The sequence below is a fragment of the Spirosoma pollinicola genome (assembly GCF_002831565.1).
Classification (GTDB): domain Bacteria; phylum Bacteroidota; class Bacteroidia; order Cytophagales; family Spirosomataceae; genus Spirosoma; species Spirosoma pollinicola.
This window is the reverse complement of record NZ_CP025096.1, coordinates 6,648,736-6,666,504: the sequence shown is the minus strand read 5'-3', so window position 1 is coordinate 6,666,504 and position 17,769 is coordinate 6,648,736. Positions and strand designations below refer to the sequence as shown.

Below are 17,769 nucleotides of genomic sequence, written 5' to 3'. Positions count from 1 at the left end.
TAATCGGCACTGAAGGCTCGAAAAGTGGCTAAAAGCCACTTTGGGCTTATTCGATTGAACGGATATAAAGCGATGACTTCCCATAGCTTACCTTTTCCGTATAGGTTTCCAGCTCACGGTCGATGAGCTTATTATCGTACGCTACTGGCCGCGTGATAAATTTGGGATCTATAAAGATAATGTTGAGTCGCTCAATAGTGGACTGCCCGTCAGTGGCCTGCACATGCTTTAAGAGATGATCATTGGCCGTGCCGGTTTTAGTCAGCTCGGTATCTTCAAAGAATCGGAATGAACAGTACCAGTAGCGATAATAATGTTCGTAGTTTGAACTACAGAACTCAAATTTTTCGGGCGTTTGTCGAACGGCTCGTAACAGATTGTCAATGTCCTGGAGTTTCTGCTGCTGGCCAGGCGTCAACTGATCCAAATAAGATTTTGTGTATAGATTATCCCTTTGTTCTTTCAAAATGGCCAGGGCTGATTCGATCCTAATGCCCCGACTGATTTGGTATTTGTGCTTGTTGTAAAAGGTGAGCGATATGGCCGGACGCTCGAAGTTGACAAGCTTGAAGTTTTTATACGGCTTACCGGGCCGGTGGTATGGTCGAAACAGTTCCATATGTTCAGCCGACACGAAGTAATACTCCAGATCGGATTCAGTGGGCATGGCGCTAACTTGGTGGACAACAGGTTGCAGCTCCGTTTTGTAATGCTTTAATACTAAGCGGATGGCAGGCAGTGGAGCCAGATCGGATTGCTTGGCTTTAGCCATAATGGAATTGTTAGTAAATTAGACAGTACTATTTCCCTGCAAGGTAAATAGTTATTATTAGATTTCACTTTTTACCCTTTTATATAATCAAGATTAGCGTTTTGATTTTTTGATGTTTATCAATAAACCTTTTTGATTGATTTAGGGGGGTCATAACTAGCTAATTATTAGGATTTTATAGGACGAAAAACAAGTTTTAAGTGGCCTTATTACAAGTTTTAGGAGTAGCAATATACCTTGTAAAACAAGTTTTAGGGTGAAGTAAAACAAGTTTTAAGGTGGAGAAAAACAAGTTTTAAGTGGTGATATCGGTCATTACAAGTTTTGAGGGGTGCTATTACAAGTTTTAGGGGGTACAGGTAAATAGTTGGCTATTACATATGATTAATGTGACACACAGCCACTTTTATACCATCTTGTCCCCAAATTCACTGGTTTTGTCCCCCAGATAGGGCATTTAGTCACCTAAACAGCCCTGAACAAGACCCGATTTTAGGGGGAAAAACAAGTTTTAGGGGGAGTAGCTAACTCCTATTACAAGGTCAATGTGGGGCTATATAACAGGTTAAAAACAAAAATGGCCTATTCATCCTTGTAGTTGTATATGCTTTTTTTAATCTTTGTTTATGAAAGAAGATTCAGCAGGTCAACTTACTATTTTCGAGCGTCATTCGACTAATTATCAGTCGAATATCTTTACCCTATCCCGTCAGGAATTCACGGAATTAGAGAAGAAAATCGTCATCCTGGTTGTCAATCAACTGGGCAATATGGCTGTTAAAGGGAAGATTCAACCGGATCGGAATCTTGAATTCAGTATTCCATACGCTGAATTGACGAAAAACCACCATAGCCAGGTCACTGAAGCGGCTGAGGGCTTATCGAAAAAGCGGATTTCTTACAAGGATGAAGCCAAGGGGGAATACATTTTTGTTACCCCTTTTCCCTACGTTAGCTCCAGAATAGAAAACAATCGCCGTTACATCGACATAAAAGTGCTGGCCGACGTGGTCCCTCATTTTGCTGCCTTAGGTAAACGCTTCACCAAGTATGAGTTGGACGTGATGTGGTCGCTTTCGTCCATTTACGCAATGCGCATTTACGAGATCATGTGTATGCACTACCATGTACAAAAGAATACATTCAGATTTCAGGTTGATGAACTGCGTTATATTCTTAATTGCCCGGAAAGCTATCGCTACAACGATTTCGTTCAATACGTGCTTGAAGTTAGTCAGCGCGAACTGAAGCAAAAAGCAGAATATGTCCTGGATTGGTTTCCTGTCCAGAAAGTTGGCAAGAAAGTAGTTGAACTTGAGTTTGTCGTTAAGACTTTAAAGCATTTAGCTACTGAACATGTAGAGAATGATGAAGCACGTCTTGCGACGCTTGACCCAAACCAGCGGGTTATTTTGGGCTATCAGGTGATGGCTAAATACGCCCTGAAACCCTGGCAGAAGGATCATATCATAACGGAGCCGGGCTTGCTGGATACGTTATTTCGACTGCATTCTGAATTTGAGAACCAGCGACGGCCAGAAGTAAAAGACAAGAGCAAATACATGGCCCGGAGCCTGGGCCTAGACAAGCTGAAAGCTCCTCGTAAGAATCAGATTGTGCCTCCTGCCTATGAGCCTCAATTAAGTTTTACTCCCTCATCCACTGACAAACGAATAAAAGGAGACAGACCGGTTTCCGACATAATTAACCTTCTGCTCCCTAAGAATGGCTGATTTTAGAGTATTAGGAACGTTTTTCGATTGCCTGAAGGAAGGTTTTCTTGTGCTGGATACTCAGCGGAATCGTGACGGTTCCCTCGGTTCGAGTTATACCAATCTGATCCTTTTCGACAAACGCAATTTTATCCAGGGAAACGATATGGGATTTATGAACCCGGATGAACTGACTAGTTGGTAAGTCTTTCTCCAGTTTATTTAAGGTGATTTTAGTAGCAATCTGATCAGCATCGCGAAAAATAGTCGCGTAGTTCCTATCTGCTTCTACGTAGCATATTGAATCAAACAATACCCGTTGCAGTTTTTTATCTGATTTTAGGAACAACGAATCTTTTGGTTTGGTAGCATCAACTGATTTACTACTTATTTCGCCTGGCTTTACAAAGTGCTGTGCTTTCTGAACGGCTTTAGCAAAGCGCTCAAACGAAAACGGCTTACGTAGGTAATCGACTACATTGTATTCATAGCTCTCTAGGGCGTATTCAGGGTGAGCCGTTACCAGGATGTACCGCTGGTCGGCTTTCATCAGTTTCATAAAATCAATCCCATCGATGTTTGCATTTGGCATCTCTATATCCAAAAAGATCAAGTCGACGGTGGTGGTCTGTAAAAAAAGAAGGGCTTCCTGGGGATCGGTGAAAGCCCCCATTAGCGTTAAGTAAGGAACTTTCTTGATATTTCTATCAACTAAAAAATTAACGGCTAATTCTTCATCATCCAAAACAATGCAGGTCATACTATTTTCATTTAATAAAAAAGTGAATTGGGTTATACCACAGTATGAAACTCAAATCCACCTTTTAAGTCATTCGTGTTTACTGATAAATTAATACAAAAGCTTTCTTCGTCTTGATCAACGTCAAAAGAGTAATTTTGATACGTTAAATCCAATCGCCGACGCGTGTTGCTCAGGCCGATAAGCGTTGAGCTGACCTTCTTTTTTCGGTTTTTCTGATTGCAGGTATAAAATTTAAGGTGTGGAGGGGTAGCTTCAATAGTAATGATTAGAGGCTTATTGGCATTCAGCATGTTACCATGTTTGAACGCGTTTTCTAACAGACCAATAAAGAGGAAAGGTAGTATCTGGATCTGGTTCACTGGCCCCTTTACCTTAAAGTCAATGTATAGTTTGTTGTTGTTACGTAGCTGGAGCAGTTCGATAAAGTGCCGCATGTGTTTGATCTCTTCGTCTAATCCTACCCGATCTACGTTTTCCCGTACACTGTACTGCATGATATCAGAAAGCATCAGAATGGAACTGGCTAATTCCTGGGAGTAATCCAAGCTTTTCATGTAGAAGTAATTCAGGGTGTTGAACAAAAAGTGAGGATTAATCTGAGCCTTTAAGTTCTTCAGTTCTGCATTTAGCGCTTCCTGCATAACCAGTGCATTTGCCATATCCTGCCGGTGTGCTTCCTCGATAGCCACCTTCATATCCTTTTCGACAGAGGGGACAATATCATCCACTTTTCTGGCGCTCTCGGTAAAAAAATAGGCCGACAGATACGCTACCACGATAAAGCAAAACCACATGTTGAAATAGCGGGAAGCTTTGGGAGAATTCATATGCTGGCTCTTCAACAATTCTTGCCGGTTGACGGCCCATTTTTCTCCCTTGGCCAACGCGCTTTCATACCGCATCGATTCAGCTTGCGTCATGTAGTTGTACTGGTAGGAATACCCTTTCTGGATAAAAGTTGTATATACCAGAATACTCAATACAATTGAAAACCAGATAAACGACGCTTCCCTACCCAGCAGCATTGCAACGAGTACGATTAGTGAATGCCCCAATGCAAAATCGGTTAGTAACGTATCGTTGCTGGGATTGCCCAGGCCAATCATAAAGCAGAAGCTCATCATCATGATGGCGATCAGGCTTGCCCACCGCAGGCGTTGTTCAAACTTATTGGTTGTTTTAAAAGCGATAGTAAACCCCAGTATCTTCCGGGATTTACCAGGACTCATATTAACATAAGTATAGACGCACGAAATGGCATTAGTAACGCCAACCAGCACATAGACATACCATAAAACTTGCTCGGGTACCGCCTTGCCAGTGGAGAACCATTCTGTTAGGATATACTCAACTGCCAGCACCAGATAAGTAATGTTAACGACTAACAGCAACCGACGCTGACTTTCAGCCACTGGACGCCTTATTGCTTGAAGTGCCCGCGACAGTAGCTGGGGGATATTAAGTGGATTTTCTTGTGGTGTCATAGGCGTACAAAGGAATTTACCAACGGAGCTACATTTTATAGTGATTCAGAATCATTCGCTCATAAAGGGCCGTAGGCAGTAACTTCTTGAGCACCACGGAAAACTTTTCTAGTGGCTTACCAACCCGGTACATTCGCTCGACCTGCTTCGACTCAATAATTTTCTCAATCAATGGCCCAAATACGTCGGCTTCGATCCCCCCACTGACGCTCTCGTCAATTAATTCATAGGTTCGATCAAATGTCTCTTTGTAGACACTGTTGTCAGGCAGGGAAACGCGGAGTCTATTTTTATTAATGTCAGTCTTAGTCCCGCCGGGCTGCACGTAACAGGCTTGAATACCAAACTGCGCAACCTCAAATCGTAGTGCTTCAGTCAGCCGATCCACGGCCGCTTTCGATGCGCAGTAACCGCCCCGGAAGGGCAAACCCGCCTCAGCTGCTATCGAACTGACGTTAATAATTAGTCCTGACCTGTGGGTACGCATCGATGGTAATACAGCTTGGATGGTACGAAGGGTACCCATAACGTTAGTATCAAATACCCGCTGTACTTCTCCCAGTGGAAGGGCTTCGATTGGTCCTGCGATGGCCAGACCAGCATTATTTATGAGTACGTCTATTCGACCATGTTTTTCTATGATCCGTCGAATAGCATCCTGAATGCTTTTGTCGTCGCGTACATCCATGTTCAACGTATTGAATGATTTTGGCAGGTGTTCAATGGACCTTGAGGTGCCATACACTACGTAATTCTTCTTGGTCAGGTAATTGGCAATGGTCTCCCCCAGGCCCGTTGAAGCGCCTGTAATCAAAATAATCTTTTCCATAAGAAAGTCTAAAACACGGAATTTGTAACTGTAAACTCACTATCGGCGGTTAGTAATAGCTACCGTTATTCAAAGGAAACCGAAGAATGCAAATTTGAATTATTTCGGGTAACAATTATTCAAACAATGAGGTAATGGTAATGGAGCTTAAGTAAGGCTCCAAAGCGACCTTATTGTAGAAAGATCGGCAACCAGTGATTTGATTCTTCGCTCGTTCGTAGCGAATCTCAACAAAAAAATCACCTAGCGCATATAGGCTAACGCGTGATTTGCCGACAGGTCGACTTAGCAAGAAAGAACCCTGGTCCCAAACACGTTGGTACTGATCCTCACTTGATAACGTATTGAACTCGTAAAGAGTCATAGTAAATATGCTTGTGGACTCCCTAATAAAAGGGTATGAAATTACTAAAAAAGAGATACCAAGGTAGTCATCTCTGGTTGCTCCCTTAATGTATGCAGAAAGTGAATTAGGCTTGGCCGTTCCCACCTACGTATTTATTAGATAAGGAATTGCCTAGCTTCAATTGGATGTCCTGGAAGGTGGGTCCGGGGCCGACTAAGGACGAGTGAACTTAGGTCAACTTCTCGTTCTGTCGTAGAAATCATTGAACGAAAATATGACAAGTAATATGATGCTGTTTATACGCTATTTGTATTATATATAACAAAAGTGTATCATAGCGGTTTGATCCATTATTGCAGCCATTGCTATGATTGAACCCGAAGACCGTATTGCTGCCCAGGATGTGTTTCGCGCCCTAGTCCAGCGCAAATACGCCATCCCCTTTTTAATGGACTATGTACAGGCTGGCTTTCCTTCGCCAGCCGAAAACTATATTGAACGGGTATTGAGCCTAGATGATTTGTGCATCTATCATCCAGAAGCTACTTACTTCATTCGTGTAGGGTCAGATAGTATGATCGGGGATCGTATAGACCGGGGCGACTTTCTGTTATGGGACGCGTACTATTGTTCGCCCGAAGTCACTCACGGCAAAATTGTCGTCGTTCAACTAGGGGAAGATTTTGCCGTTAAGCGCATTAACTATGTCGATAGCAATCAACTCATTCTGGAATCATCTAACCCTAAATACCTACCGATCTACGTCAATAAAGGCGACAAATTCAAAGTGTGTGGTCGGGTTACATTCGCCTTTCAAAAACTGATCTAGCGATGCTCTACGGCCTGGTTGACGCGAATGCCTTTTACGTTTCCTGTGAACGGAGCTTTCAGCCACGCCTGGAAGACAAGCCCGTGATTGTGCTCTCGAATCACGATGGTTGTATTGTCGCTAGGTCTGACGAAGCGAAGGCCCTAGGCATAAAAATGAGTAAGCCTTTATTTGAATATAAGGAACTCATCGAAGCCAACAACGTGCAGGTATTCTCCTCCAATTACGCACTCTATGCGGATATGTCCCGTAGGCTCATGAGCACGCTCACCCATTTTGTGGACGATGTGGAGGTGTACAGCGTTGACGAGGCTTTCATACTGGCCGATGGGTATGAGGGTATTTATCCCAGTGTTCGGGGATTGGGTGAATCCATCCGACAGACGGTGGCCCAGTGGCTTCGCATACCGGTTTCCGTCGGGTTTGGCCCTACCAAAACGCTGGCCAAGGTAGCCAACAAACTCGCCAAAAAACAACTGGAATTGACTGGCGTTTGCGTGCTGGATACACAAGAGGCCATTGATCAGGCGCTTGACCAATTTCCGGTAGGTGATCTCTGGGGCATTGGTGGCCGTTATACGGGTATGCTAAAGGGCAACGGCGTCGAAACGGCCGCCCAACTCAGGGATTTACCAGACGATTGGATACGACAATTTATGACCGTGAATGGCCTTAGGCTGGTTCACGAACTCAGAGGGACACCCTGCAAGATGCTGGAGCTAAGCCAACCCGCTAAGAAAAGCATATGTGCTGAACCGGGGTTTGGTACATTGGTACCCGACCTGGAAACGTTGACGGATGCTTTAACGTCTCACCTTTCCCGTTGCTGCGAAAAGCTCCGAAAACAGGATTCACTTTGCGGTGCTGTCACGGTGTATCTCAAGACAAACAAGTTTCGCAAAACCCCCGGAAATGGACTACCCGCCAAGCCCTACTACAAGAGTATTACGGTCGAATTACCGCACCCGACGAATAGCACCCCCGACCTATTAAAATACGCTATTAGTGGACTTAAGGCCATCTTTGCCTTTGGTTACAACTATCAAAAGATCGGTGTTATGCTCACGGATCTGGTGCCTTTTGACTACCGGCAGAAAGGGGTATTTGTCGAGGGGCCAAACGAGAAAATGCTTCAGCTGTTTACTGTGGTTGATCGGCTGAACCGACGCTATGGCCAGGACAAGTTGCGGCTGGCTAGTCAGCAGTACAATCCCGATTGGCCGATGAAGCAAAAGTATCTGTCACCTAGGTACACAACGCGCTGGGAAGATATATTGGAGGCAAAATGAGTTTAAGTATCGATCTCGATGCGGTCGCCAGAACTGTTAAGTAAGAAATCACTTATTCCTGCGAAATAGTCTTATTATTGTTTCTATGATAGAGTCAACAAACATCTGTATCCGTGAATCCAGAGGGGGTTCTTTACGTAGTTGATAGTTTAGTATTTCAAAGTCGATGCCTACTCATTATTTTCTAAAAGATCTTATTCCTATTGGCATTGACGTAGACGCCGATGGGAACATAGATAGTTACTACAAACTTCCAACTCCTATACTTTGGGTATTGCAAATTCCTCACCCTGATGATTTAAGTAAATACACTAATTCGGAGGTTATTGTCACCAAAGTTGCGGTAACCCTTGTTCCACCCTCTGCTGAAGAGAAGGCTACTGCATGGGTGGTTCCTCTCAATGAAGACGACGAACCAGATATTAACGGTGCTTTAGCATTTGAGGGTGTCAGTTCGTATGAGGGGGTATTAGGCAAGTTAGGATTTACGCCTGACTTGCCTACTAATTAGTAAGTCAATAATGTGTCAGATGATAATTGGCCATGTTTGTAAACCAGAATGTATTCCCCAGTCGACTAGCTTTGGCCTGCCACGTTACCAAAACAATGGATGTATATAATATAAAAAGCCGCTTAAACTCAAAGCAGCAGTTAATTAGTCAACACAACAAATTCCACCCGCCTGTTTTCAGGACAACCAGCTGGCGGTGGACAATCCCGCTTTAATGGTTTAGTATCTCCATAACCCTTTACTTCAACTCGGTTTTCCGCAATACCTTTACTAATCATATACCGCCGAATCGTAGCTACACGGTCTTCTGACAGCTGTTGATTCAAGGTAACCTCCCCGATCACGTCGGTATGGCCTTCTAACCGTATTCGAAGCGTCATCTGCTGTTGCATCTGTTCGATCAGACGGTCGATTTCTCGATACGAATCGGATAACAGTTCTGCTGAAGAGGCTTTGAAGTAAATGTTATTCAATCGAATCGTCTGGCCTTTGTTATAGGTCACCGTAGGCAGGGAAGGGCTGGATGATGGTTGACGCTGTTTCTGTCGAACTCGTTTAACGTGGCGTGCTACTGGTAGCAATAAATGGGCGTTAATGTACACTCCACCAGTGCGATAGGCAATTTCATTTACCCCATCTACCCCATTGTTCTGGTAAAATGTATGCTGCTCGGAGAAAGCCACGTTCTGAGGCAGGCTGGCTGACAAGGAAACCTCCAGCAAGCCATAGCTAATACCTATTTCCGGCGTCACAAAAATAACATTACCTCCGTACTGCTTTCGCTCTACCTTATCACCTTGACTGTTCTCCGTAAAATCAATCGTGAATGGATCACCAACGGCTTGGTTTGGTGTAACGTAGGACAGAAAATGAGATTGATTAACGCCTACCCGAATAAAGGCACCTGCACCTTCGAGTTGAGGAAATACATCATCCCAGTGATAAGCCAGGGCACCATTTACCTGCCAGTACGAGAGGTAGACGTTCCATCCGGTAATCGTATATCCTTTAAAGTTGTAAGACCGGCTGTTCAGTGAGCCGTAAAATTGTCGACCATAATCCACACCAGCGAGTAGTGACCAACCCTTATTTTTCTGACCGTTTATATGTTTGATGCCCACATCCAGTCCATATCGATAGGGCCTGATGTTAATGCCTTCACTTTGACCATTAACATTAACGACCTGATTAGGTGGCTTATGATTGTACGAAAAAACAACGGGCCCCTGGATACTCGAATAAGTAGGCTGAAAAGGCATCCAGTTGTAGCTAACCTTAGGTGCCAGGATGAATTGCGTTTCCGTCCTCTCCTCTTGAGCTGTCACACAGGTTGGCAATAAAAGTCCACAACCATAGATTATCAGTATAACTCTTAGTGTTTGGTGGCTTACATATCCTACCATATTCACCTGTATTTTTTAAAAAGAATAACAGCTAACTCCCTGCACTTGAACTCTGATCGGAATTGGACCGGCTTTTCCAACTCAAAGGAAGTAAACAAAAGGAATTCATTGTCTTTCATACCGATATTTATAATACGGGTTAAACTTTTAGCCGCTCTAACGCCGTCATTACGTCAATAACTTCATCTGACCGCCAAAGACCGGGTGTCTTGGCCCTATTGTAATACGTATTATAATTTATACCTTTTTCCCCGGCCTGTTTCAAAACTAAACCTAGGTTAGCAGTCTTCGATAAACGGGCGGATAAATCAATTTGGGCTTTTTCAAAGGCTTTAACCAGTTGCTTTTGTTCCTCACTTCCGAAAAGAAGTACTAAATTGATCAAGTCTTCTTTGGTCAGCGGCCGATGGCCCATTTTCTTCAGGTAAGCTGATTCCTTTGAGCCCGACAGATGACGCAAATCGACCTCTAAGAGCCAACTTTTGGCTTGCTCTTCTGCTTGTTTTTCCAACGCCGAATAGTGGATAGCAACCCCCAGAATTTCGGCATCCAATGGTAACTGTGCCTCCAGCTGCGGTCCACTAAGCGTTTCTTTTACTTTATCCTTTGCCATAAAAGCAAAGATAGAATCCATTTGGATGGTCTCCGTCATCAGGCTGCGTGTTTAGCATGGGTGTAATAGTGAATCAGCACGCTTAGGCCGCCAAGAGCAGACTCCTCATGCTGTCGAATTAAACGAAACTCCAGCAACGCTTCCAGGATGATCAATTGCCGAATGCGCAGTAACGCCATTACAAGTTCATCCGTATCCAAGGGTGGTGCCGGCAGTTCCTGCGAGCGGTGCCAGATGGTTCGATTCTTACAACTCAGGGCGCATTCAGATTCGTGATATAAATTCCACCAGGCTTTTACAAAGCACTTGAGTACGCTGGCTTCGTGATTACCGAACATGGCCGGCACCTGGCCGAAGGCCCAGCGCCGGACCAGTTCGACCTCGACCGAATTGAACAGGCGCTCATTTTCTAAAAACATGGAATCAGGTTTCATACGTGTCGGTTACGTTTTGACTGTGTTGATAGGCGCTGGATACTGCTTCCCAGTGATCCAGCAAAAAATTGGTTATATCAATCTCCTCATTAAAAGGCTGAGCGATTGGCCAGCGCGTGACAAACGCAAATTTGAATTCTTGGTAGATTGCCTCAGCGACGGCCGAATTCTGAAAAATGTGCAAACAGATGGCCAGGGCGGTCTGCGCAGGGCCGCTACCAGCGTAACCCCATGAAAATCCTCCGGGACTGTGGTTGCGGATTTTCTGACTGGCTTCAGGACGAATTTCCTGCCCGTCCACAAAGAGCCGTTCTAATGCAGATCTGGTGCTGGTCGCTTCAGCCATAACTCCAGCAATTAGATACGTCATTTTTTTTACTTCAAAAACTGTAGTGCTCATATAGTTTGCTGAGGTTTAAGGGTCGCCTTTCGCTTAGCCGTTTCAACTTCGTTTTCGGCCAGAAGGTACTCAACCAGTGGCCACCTTATAAAAGGTGGCCACTGGTTGAGTATTACGAACGATCTGGATTGCATGAAACGAGTGGGTAATTTCAACGGTCACGGCCTCAGACGGTCTAAATTGTAGCTTCTGATCATTGATCTGCTCCAGCGGAAACTTATGCTGTAGAGCCTGATAGATTGTATCAATTGGCTTGGTCATAGCTTAAACAGGAAGTTCATCAAATAGGCCCAGCTGCGGCCCTGTAGCCTCACAGTTAATCCGCTCGACTGGCTGCGCCGTCGCGGGTTCCTCCACGAATTGCCCTTTGATCTTGTAAACTGTTAGCGTAACCAGATCCGATATGTGCAGTAAGTAACCTTCCTGATGGTGTGCCTTTCGCAGGTTAACGGATAAGGCCGTACACCGGTTAAAGGAACGATTAAAGAGCGTTATCCGATTTTCGACAAAACGCTCTAGCGCTTCGGGTGATTCGAGCTGATGGTCATCCAGGGAACGAGCTACTTTTAGGGCGGCTTCCTGAAGGCGATTCTTTGAACTGTAACTATGAGTTAACTTTATAAAGTAAGACATGGCTTGACGGGTTAGAGAGTAGTCACTATTTGCCAGGACGTAGGGGTATAGGGCTGCTGTTTCCAGCTTGCCAGGAGCTTGCGATATTTCCGTCGTCCATCCTCGGTAAATCGGTCGGTCGTCTTCAGCTCGACTACAAATACCTGATGCGGTTTTTGCTTCTGGACACCAAACAGGATAAAGCGATAAATGGGATGTCCAAGCGCCTGGCAGCCATCGACGTAAAACGCGGCCTGTCGGTCATATTCATAGCGAAGACAGTTCTCCAAAAACTCCGCCCGGTTACTGGCTGATGTCGTTTTAACGTCGGCGATCAGCTCGTCCGACGGATGCAACAAATCCAGTTGGGATTTGCAGGGTAAACCCGTTTGCTCATCGTCCCAGTACTGAGGAATTTCTGGAATGGCTCCTTCCAGAATCTGACAAAACTGCTGGTGACTACGCATAACCTCCAGCATTCGCAGCATAGGCTTGGTTCCTAGCCCGGAGGGTATCGCATCCCGATCTACGAGTAGATGATGGTGAAAGCTGGTACCAAAACGCAAAGCGGGCGATTCGCTACGCTGGGGCACCTGGCCATAGAGCAGCACGTTTTTAAACTCACTGAGGTCACTATTGGCAATTCGGGGTGTTGATCGGTAAGTTAACATTCATGGATAGGGTTAATGGGTTGATATGCAGAAGAGACGCTGGATCGCCTAAGCGGTTCGCCCCCAGTTATTTCCATCCTATCCATTCGAGAGTGGGTTTGGTATGAATGCTGCCTAACCAAATTATCCGTTCGACTACCTGCTCGACTGTAAACGCTGGCTCCGTTGTTTCCCCGTCCCAGTTACATCCAGTGACAATAGCGATGCCGTGTAGCGGACCAAACCCATCAAATTCGAACGCTTGGGGCTGCGGATCTGAGTCCAGTGCATCGTCATCCATCAATAGCGCATCGTGGTTATCCTGCCGGGCGCACACGTCTAAAAACTGGGCACCAATCAGGCGGCAGAAACTCTCATTACTTCCATCACTCTCTACGATGGAGACGGTACGGTTCTGGGGGTCAATTTTAATGAAGTTCATGGCTTTCTCTTTGATTATAAGCTAAAGGTACACCTATTTTACAATAACGCAAATAATAATCTTTGTAAATATGTAAATTATGTGACTATTAATCACGACTAAGTCTTTTTAACCCTGACATATCTGTAATTTTGGGCGTTGAGATTGGCGCTGCTTAAATTTTAAGTTGTGGCTTTTCTCTTTGATTATAGAATACAGCAGAAACCAGCCTGGTCAGGCTGGTTTCTCTCATTTAAAACAACTGGAGCTGCTCGGATAGACCGACAAAATGGTCAGGTCGGTCCGCTTGGCGGTTTCGTAATTCATTCAGCCAATGTTCCTTCTCGATCAACTGTTGATAAAATTTAAAGAAGGGGTCACATTCGGGCCGTAGCAAATAATATACGATGTCGGGGTAATGCTGCAAGGTTGTATCCAACCGGGCCGCTACATGCCAGAGCGCGGCCTCGATGCACTGCGCTTCGGTACTGTAGTGTGGATTACTGGCCCTAACCTCATGATCACGGTCAAAATACCGGTATCCCCGCTCATTATAATAGGGCAATAAACTAACCGTAGTTTTTCCGCTGCGGCTACTGGCACAGGCTATATTACTGAACCAGATGTTACAGGTAAACCGCCAGCCCGTTTCAAAGCGACGATCCTGCATCCAACATTCGCTCATGAACCCATAATAGATGGAAAAGACAAACGTTACCGGGACACTATGCTGGCTAACCAGTGTGGTCGGTTTATCACATAGTGGATCATTACTGATAATCCATTCATAGCGTTTCTTCTTCATATCGCTTCTCCCAGAATATAGTGGGCGGCCGCCTTCAGGCAGTCAGGACAGATACCCAGTCTCATGCCTTCGTCAAATTCGTAACCCTTGGCCGCATAATGCAGCTGCGGAACGGGCTGGTTGCATTTCTGGCACCGGTCATCAGGGTCGGCGGTTTCCGGCTCCTGCTGGCGAAAAGCGTCGATGGCTGGACGGGATATAACCCAATTTGAAAAGCAGAGGTAAAAATTTCTACCCGTTACCAGTTGGCGAGTCCAGGGGCAGAAGGACGACCGGGATGCTTTTCCTTCCTCGGTCGTCCTTTTCACGGCATCAAGGCCGAAATCGGAGTAACTCATAGAATTAATCGTCTTGAAGCAAAAGAGTTGCTCTAGCCCCAACAAACCCGTTTTTCAGGTAATCGGGTAAACTATTAATAATAGTACTATAAAATTCATCTCCCAACCGGTTAACTATATACGTCTCGTGAATGATACTTACCGCGTGAACTTTGCTTTTTAGCTTTTCCTGAATGGCTGCCGCTTCGGGCGCGGACAAATGATAGGTATGTTCCTCCGATCTGATCCGGTACTGGAACAGTTCCGTAAAGGGGTTACTGTAGGTCTGGCCGTACTTACCCATCTTCACCCACTGGTTGATCAGTTTTTCCACCTGCTGTTGATTGGCAATATTGATCCCATCAACGGCCAGCACCGCACGAGCGGAAAACAGAACCGCGTAGTAGGGGAAAGAACAGCTTATGGAAAGGTTCAGGTATTCACGGTCAGGATTGACTGGCTTGATACGCAGGGCATATTCGGCGCTCCACGCGTTTAAAAGTAGTTTGGCTACACTAGAGTGTTTAAGGTCGATCAGACCAGCCAAGGGCTTAATTTGAGTTGATAAAGGCATAGTGTTAGAAAGGAGGTTCCGGCTGCTGATGGTCCGCCGTTGCGACTATCACCTTAGCAGCCGGAACCGATGACTTGAATTAGGCTTCTCCGTTGCCGATCTGATAGACTTCCTCAACGGCATCCCGAACACCACTGTAGGCCACTCCTTCGGGCAAGGCTTCAAGGGCTTCCCCCTGTAACAGCGGGTTGTAGAAATTAAAGGCGGTTTTAACGCTGGCAATGTCGGTCAGCGTCTCCTGCCGGAAAATCTTAACCTCGCTCGAAAACTGCTTTAGCTCGGTTGACTTGGCTACGTCCCCCATTTTGTAGGAAAAGGTAGCGATGTAATAGACACCCTTCGGCTGAATTTTCGTGTACTCTTTCTTCTCCGCTATGGCGGTTATTAAAACGTCGGCAAGGGTCAAGTCATCATAATATAGGGGTTCGATAAGCCGGAAAATGTTATCGACCGAATATCCATGAAATAACACTGAGGAAACGCAATCTTTCTCGTCAATAAAAAAGATCTCCGCCCAATTTTTGGTACCCATATTCAGGATATTATCGTTGAATATGCGCCATGCAATCGGCTGAAAGGTAAGCGTCCGGCCTACTTTATCGGTGCCGTTGATATTAAAAACACCCTCCTTGGCGTCGAACCGGTATTGCCGGGGGTGGCCTTCCAGATACTTGTATTTATTGATAACCTCGCCGGTCTGCTCATTAAGCTTCTGATACGGTTTCAGGCTGGATGAAACGGCGGGGGTAGCTGCTGCGGTGGTGGTTGACTTAGCCATACTAAAAAAATATAAAAAGGATATATAAAGTGGCCGGAACTCTTACCCGTCCGGCCTTCGGGTCACTACATTAGCAGATGATCAGGCGGTCAACTCGGAACGAACGCCAACCATCAGCGAGGGTATCAAAATAGCGGACGACCAACGCACTAACCGTTACCGGCTGACTAGCGGTGGCTGGTGGGTAATGCCCAACGGCAAACCGTTCGGTTCCATCGTCTTTGCGGTAAAAAAAACTGACGGGTTTCTACTGCATCTGGGCGCAAAGTTTCACGCTGGCCCATGCCTGTTTTTGAGCCGCGCCAAACGACATAGCAGTTTGTTTGACCAGTAGGGAAGCTAATTTTAAGGCTTGGGGGCGAAGGCTAGGGTTCATGTCGGGAGTGCGAAAAAGAGTAGTTGATAAGTGACCCAGACTTAGCCCGCTGGGTCGTCGGGCTAAGGGTTAGTAGTAGTTTTCAAGGACGTGCTGCACCATTTCTTCGTACTGTTCAGCGGTGAGGGCTTCAACCGGGATTTTAACCCCGTTTAGGCGTACTGCGGTGATTTCTACTTCTGGCCCATCCCCGGGATAGTCGCGGGTGGGTGCTTCACTAGGGGTGTATTTAAAGTCGAAATCGAAGGCGGTTTCCGTTGCGTAAGTCATGGTCTTTAGTGGTTTTTTGCTCTTTGATTATGTATTAAAGATAGCTCTTTTTTACATTTTAACAAAGAAAAAAACACATAAAATAGTAAATATTTTTACAAGAAAAAGACCCTTCGCCCTTTTATATTAATTTAACCTTCAAGTACTTATATATAAAACCGAGCTTATTTAATAGGACATAAACGTGCAACTATCTAACCAGTTTACTTAGTAAAAAGACGCATCAGACGAGTGCTTATTCTAGCTCGAAATAGGGCTTAAAAAAGGAGTGATTAAAATCCTCCTGTACTTGTTGCCGGTTCTGGTAAGTATAGATCAGTCCAGTATTGTACCAGTAATATTGCGTAGCTTCTTCTTCGCTCAGCTCGTACTGTTTGCCTGACAGGGATAAATAGACCAGGTATGTCTGCGTGTCGTCGGCGTTCAGGTCAATTTGTTAAACTGGCACCCTCCTTGTGATGATCAATCAAATTACCAACCTGCCAAACGTGCGGAGTATGACGGATCTGAGTTATCGTATCTATCATCTGTTGTTCGGCCAGCTCATTTTTTATTGATTTATGCACATTAGATTTCATTGGGCTGACACTGATTTGAGTTTATTGAGTGTTTCGATAATTTCTTCAATACGAACAAGTTCATCTCTGTGCCACGTTTTAGGCTCTTTCTGCTTGGCATAGAATGTTGCCTGGTTTATGTCAAGTAAGCGTATAACAAACGCATTGGACGTATTAGCGCCTTTAATGTAGTTGGTCAACAGATCCGGTAACTGGGATATAATTGTAGACTGTTTTTGGTAGAACGTCAGAAGTTCAGGACAACTCAGTACCTCGGCAAATTGCTCAAGTAAAGGTTCTGGCCAGTGCTGGGGATGCAGAAGCCGAGCGTTATACATACTGCGCGTCATTGATTTCTCCTCTGAAGAAGTTTTATCAATAACTTTTATTTGAGCCAATACTTTAGTTTGCCCATACTTTTTAACCCGCATTTTCAGCAGGTTATTGAATTCGGTAAGGGCCTTTTGCCAATCATCAAATAGGGATAACAGTTGCATAGCGTCAATTTCTTAAAAAAAGAACTACAGTTAATCAACCGTAGTTCTCCGACTCTGTAATCAAACTGGATCGCCTGAGCGCAAGCCCCTATTTCACAGTAATCCGATGTAGATGCCAATGATCATGATTATCTGTGACAAAGAGAGCTTTATCTTTACCCGTCATCGAATCTCCTGCTTTGTAAAGTGCATTAGATTTAACGGTTTCATAACTGCAGCAGAAGGTCAACCCCTTCTGCTGCTGGCCAGCAATCTGCCTATTCGATTCGGTCAGAAATGCAACCGACTTAACCATGAAGTAATTCCTGTTAAATTTCAGCAATGCGGCCTTTTTAGTAAGCTGTTGGGTAATGGCTATATTAGTATCATCCTGGAAATTTCCGGTAGGGCGGCTGGACAATGCCTGGCAGATAAAGATGAGGGCTAATAGTCCAATGACGTGATTCAAATAGCGCTTCATTATACTGTTATTTAAAGGGTTAGGGGAACCACATTAGTAGAAGTCGCTAAAACTAACGTAGTCCAAG

Annotated in this window: 24 protein-coding genes and 1 pseudogene; 4 read left to right on the top strand and 21 right to left on the bottom strand. The window is 45.0% G+C overall.

Features of this window, described 5'->3' with window-relative positions; translation table 11 throughout:
* Positions 1-46: 46 nt before the first annotated feature.
* On the bottom strand, positions 47-772 hold the full coding sequence (locus CWM47_RS27990) for a hypothetical protein (RefSeq protein ID WP_100991917.1): 726 nt from the start codon (positions 770-772) through the stop codon (positions 47-49).
* 626 nt (positions 773-1,398) lie between these two features.
* Between CWM47_RS27990 and CWM47_RS27985 the strand changes: the two genes are divergently transcribed.
* Positions 1,399-2,505 (top strand): replication initiation protein, encoded by a 1,107-nt coding sequence (locus CWM47_RS27985; RefSeq protein ID WP_100991916.1) that lies wholly within the window; start codon positions 1,399-1,401, stop codon positions 2,503-2,505.
* A gap of 10 nt (positions 2,506-2,515) precedes the next feature.
* Here the strand turns inward: CWM47_RS27985 and CWM47_RS27980 are convergent, their stop codons facing one another.
* The 3 genes from CWM47_RS27980 to CWM47_RS27970 are packed head-to-tail and all read right to left on the bottom strand — an operon-like array spanning position 2,516 to position 5,560.
* Positions 2,516-3,244: a LytR/AlgR family response regulator transcription factor gene (locus tag CWM47_RS27980; RefSeq protein WP_100991915.1), complete on the bottom strand. Its 729-nt coding sequence runs from the start codon at positions 3,242-3,244 to the stop codon at positions 2,516-2,518.
* A 32-nt stretch (positions 3,245-3,276) separates the two neighbouring features.
* Complete coding sequence (locus CWM47_RS27975; protein ID WP_100991914.1) at positions 3,277-4,731, bottom strand: sensor histidine kinase; 1,455 nt, start codon at positions 4,729-4,731, stop codon at positions 3,277-3,279.
* 28 nt (positions 4,732-4,759) lie between these two features.
* On the bottom strand, positions 4,760-5,560 hold the full coding sequence (locus tag CWM47_RS27970; RefSeq protein WP_100991913.1) for an SDR family oxidoreductase: 801 nt from the start codon (positions 5,558-5,560) through the stop codon (positions 4,760-4,762).
* Positions 5,561-6,273: 713 nt separating this feature from the next.
* On the opposite strand from CWM47_RS27970, the gene CWM47_RS27965 reads away from it, so the two are divergent.
* The 3 genes from CWM47_RS27965 (at position 6,274) to CWM47_RS27955 (ending at position 8,535) form a co-directional block, all read left to right on the top strand.
* Complete coding sequence (locus CWM47_RS27965; RefSeq protein ID WP_100991912.1) at positions 6,274-6,735, top strand: LexA family protein; 462 nt, start codon at positions 6,274-6,276, stop codon at positions 6,733-6,735.
* Positions 6,736-6,737: 2 nt separating this feature from the next.
* The gene (locus CWM47_RS27960) at positions 6,738-8,024 is read left to right on the top strand and encodes a Y-family DNA polymerase (RefSeq protein ID WP_100991911.1); all 1,287 of its coding nucleotides are present in this window, start codon (positions 6,738-6,740) and stop codon (positions 8,022-8,024) included.
* A 166-nt stretch (positions 8,025-8,190) separates the two neighbouring features.
* The gene (locus CWM47_RS27955) at positions 8,191-8,535 is read left to right on the top strand and encodes a hypothetical protein (protein WP_100991910.1); all 345 of its coding nucleotides are present in this window, start codon (positions 8,191-8,193) and stop codon (positions 8,533-8,535) included.
* Between the two features lie 140 nt (positions 8,536-8,675).
* Here CWM47_RS27955 and CWM47_RS27950 read toward each other — a convergent pair whose 3' ends face one another.
* The 17 genes and pseudogenes from CWM47_RS27950 to CWM47_RS27880 all read right to left on the bottom strand — a co-directional run bounded on the left by CWM47_RS27950 (position 8,676) and on the right by CWM47_RS27880 (position 17,702).
* The gene (locus CWM47_RS27950; RefSeq protein ID WP_157816071.1) at positions 8,676-9,860 is read right to left on the bottom strand and encodes an OmpA family protein; all 1,185 of its coding nucleotides are present in this window, start codon (positions 9,858-9,860) and stop codon (positions 8,676-8,678) included.
* Between the two features lie 217 nt (positions 9,861-10,077).
* Positions 10,078-10,590 (bottom strand): hypothetical protein, encoded by a 513-nt coding sequence (locus tag CWM47_RS27945; RefSeq protein ID WP_100991908.1) that lies wholly within the window; start codon positions 10,588-10,590, stop codon positions 10,078-10,080.
* Complete coding sequence (locus CWM47_RS27940; RefSeq protein ID WP_100991907.1) at positions 10,590-10,985, bottom strand: hypothetical protein; 396 nt, start codon at positions 10,983-10,985, stop codon at positions 10,590-10,592. Before CWM47_RS27940 ends, CWM47_RS27945 begins: the two co-directional genes overlap by 1 nt.
* On the bottom strand, positions 10,975-11,385 hold the full coding sequence (locus tag CWM47_RS27935) for a DUF6166 domain-containing protein (RefSeq protein ID WP_100991906.1): 411 nt from the start codon (positions 11,383-11,385) through the stop codon (positions 10,975-10,977). Before CWM47_RS27935 ends, CWM47_RS27940 begins: the two co-directional genes overlap by 11 nt.
* Before the next feature lie 69 nt (positions 11,386-11,454).
* Positions 11,455-11,646, bottom strand: coding sequence for a hypothetical protein (locus CWM47_RS27930; RefSeq protein ID WP_100991905.1), 192 nt, complete (start codon positions 11,644-11,646; stop codon positions 11,455-11,457).
* Between the two features lie 3 nt (positions 11,647-11,649).
* Entirely contained in the window at positions 11,650-12,018 is a 369-nt protein-coding gene (locus CWM47_RS27925; RefSeq protein WP_100991904.1) for a hypothetical protein, read from the bottom strand.
* An 11-nt stretch (positions 12,019-12,029) separates the two neighbouring features.
* Complete coding sequence (locus tag CWM47_RS27920) at positions 12,030-12,668, bottom strand: PD-(D/E)XK nuclease-like domain-containing protein (RefSeq protein ID WP_100991903.1); 639 nt, start codon at positions 12,666-12,668, stop codon at positions 12,030-12,032.
* A gap of 67 nt (positions 12,669-12,735) precedes the next feature.
* A complete protein-coding gene (locus CWM47_RS27915; protein WP_100991902.1) occupies positions 12,736-13,089 on the bottom strand; it encodes a hypothetical protein in 354 nt (117 codons plus the stop codon).
* Between the two features lie 232 nt (positions 13,090-13,321).
* The gene (locus CWM47_RS27910) at positions 13,322-13,873 is read right to left on the bottom strand and encodes a hypothetical protein (RefSeq protein WP_100991901.1); all 552 of its coding nucleotides are present in this window, start codon (positions 13,871-13,873) and stop codon (positions 13,322-13,324) included.
* On the bottom strand, positions 13,870-14,211 hold the full coding sequence (locus CWM47_RS27905) for a hypothetical protein (protein WP_100991900.1): 342 nt from the start codon (positions 14,209-14,211) through the stop codon (positions 13,870-13,872). The genes CWM47_RS27910 and CWM47_RS27905 overlap by 4 nt, the downstream gene beginning before the upstream one ends.
* A 4-nt stretch (positions 14,212-14,215) precedes the next feature.
* Positions 14,216-14,764 (bottom strand): hypothetical protein, encoded by a 549-nt coding sequence (locus CWM47_RS27900; protein ID WP_100991899.1) that lies wholly within the window; start codon positions 14,762-14,764, stop codon positions 14,216-14,218.
* A gap of 79 nt (positions 14,765-14,843) precedes the next feature.
* The gene (locus CWM47_RS27895; protein ID WP_100991898.1) at positions 14,844-15,542 is read right to left on the bottom strand and encodes a hypothetical protein; all 699 of its coding nucleotides are present in this window, start codon (positions 15,540-15,542) and stop codon (positions 14,844-14,846) included.
* A gap of 70 nt (positions 15,543-15,612) precedes the next feature.
* Positions 15,613-15,774: pseudogene (locus CWM47_RS40370) on the bottom strand (SH3 beta-barrel fold-containing protein); the annotation flags it as partial.
* A 15-nt stretch (positions 15,775-15,789) separates the two neighbouring features.
* The gene (locus CWM47_RS39850; RefSeq protein WP_262511980.1) at positions 15,790-15,918 is read right to left on the bottom strand and encodes a hypothetical protein; all 129 of its coding nucleotides are present in this window, start codon (positions 15,916-15,918) and stop codon (positions 15,790-15,792) included.
* Positions 15,919-15,987: 69 nt separating this feature from the next.
* Positions 15,988-16,188, bottom strand: a complete 201-nt coding sequence (locus CWM47_RS27890) for a hypothetical protein (RefSeq protein ID WP_100991897.1) — start codon at positions 16,186-16,188, stop codon at positions 15,988-15,990.
* Between the two features lie 574 nt (positions 16,189-16,762).
* Positions 16,763-17,242 (bottom strand): hypothetical protein, encoded by a 480-nt coding sequence (locus CWM47_RS27885; protein ID WP_100991896.1) that lies wholly within the window; start codon positions 17,240-17,242, stop codon positions 16,763-16,765.
* Between the two features lie 88 nt (positions 17,243-17,330).
* Entirely contained in the window at positions 17,331-17,702 is a 372-nt protein-coding gene (locus CWM47_RS27880; RefSeq protein WP_100991895.1) for a hypothetical protein, read from the bottom strand.
* Positions 17,703-17,769 lie beyond the last annotated feature (67 nt).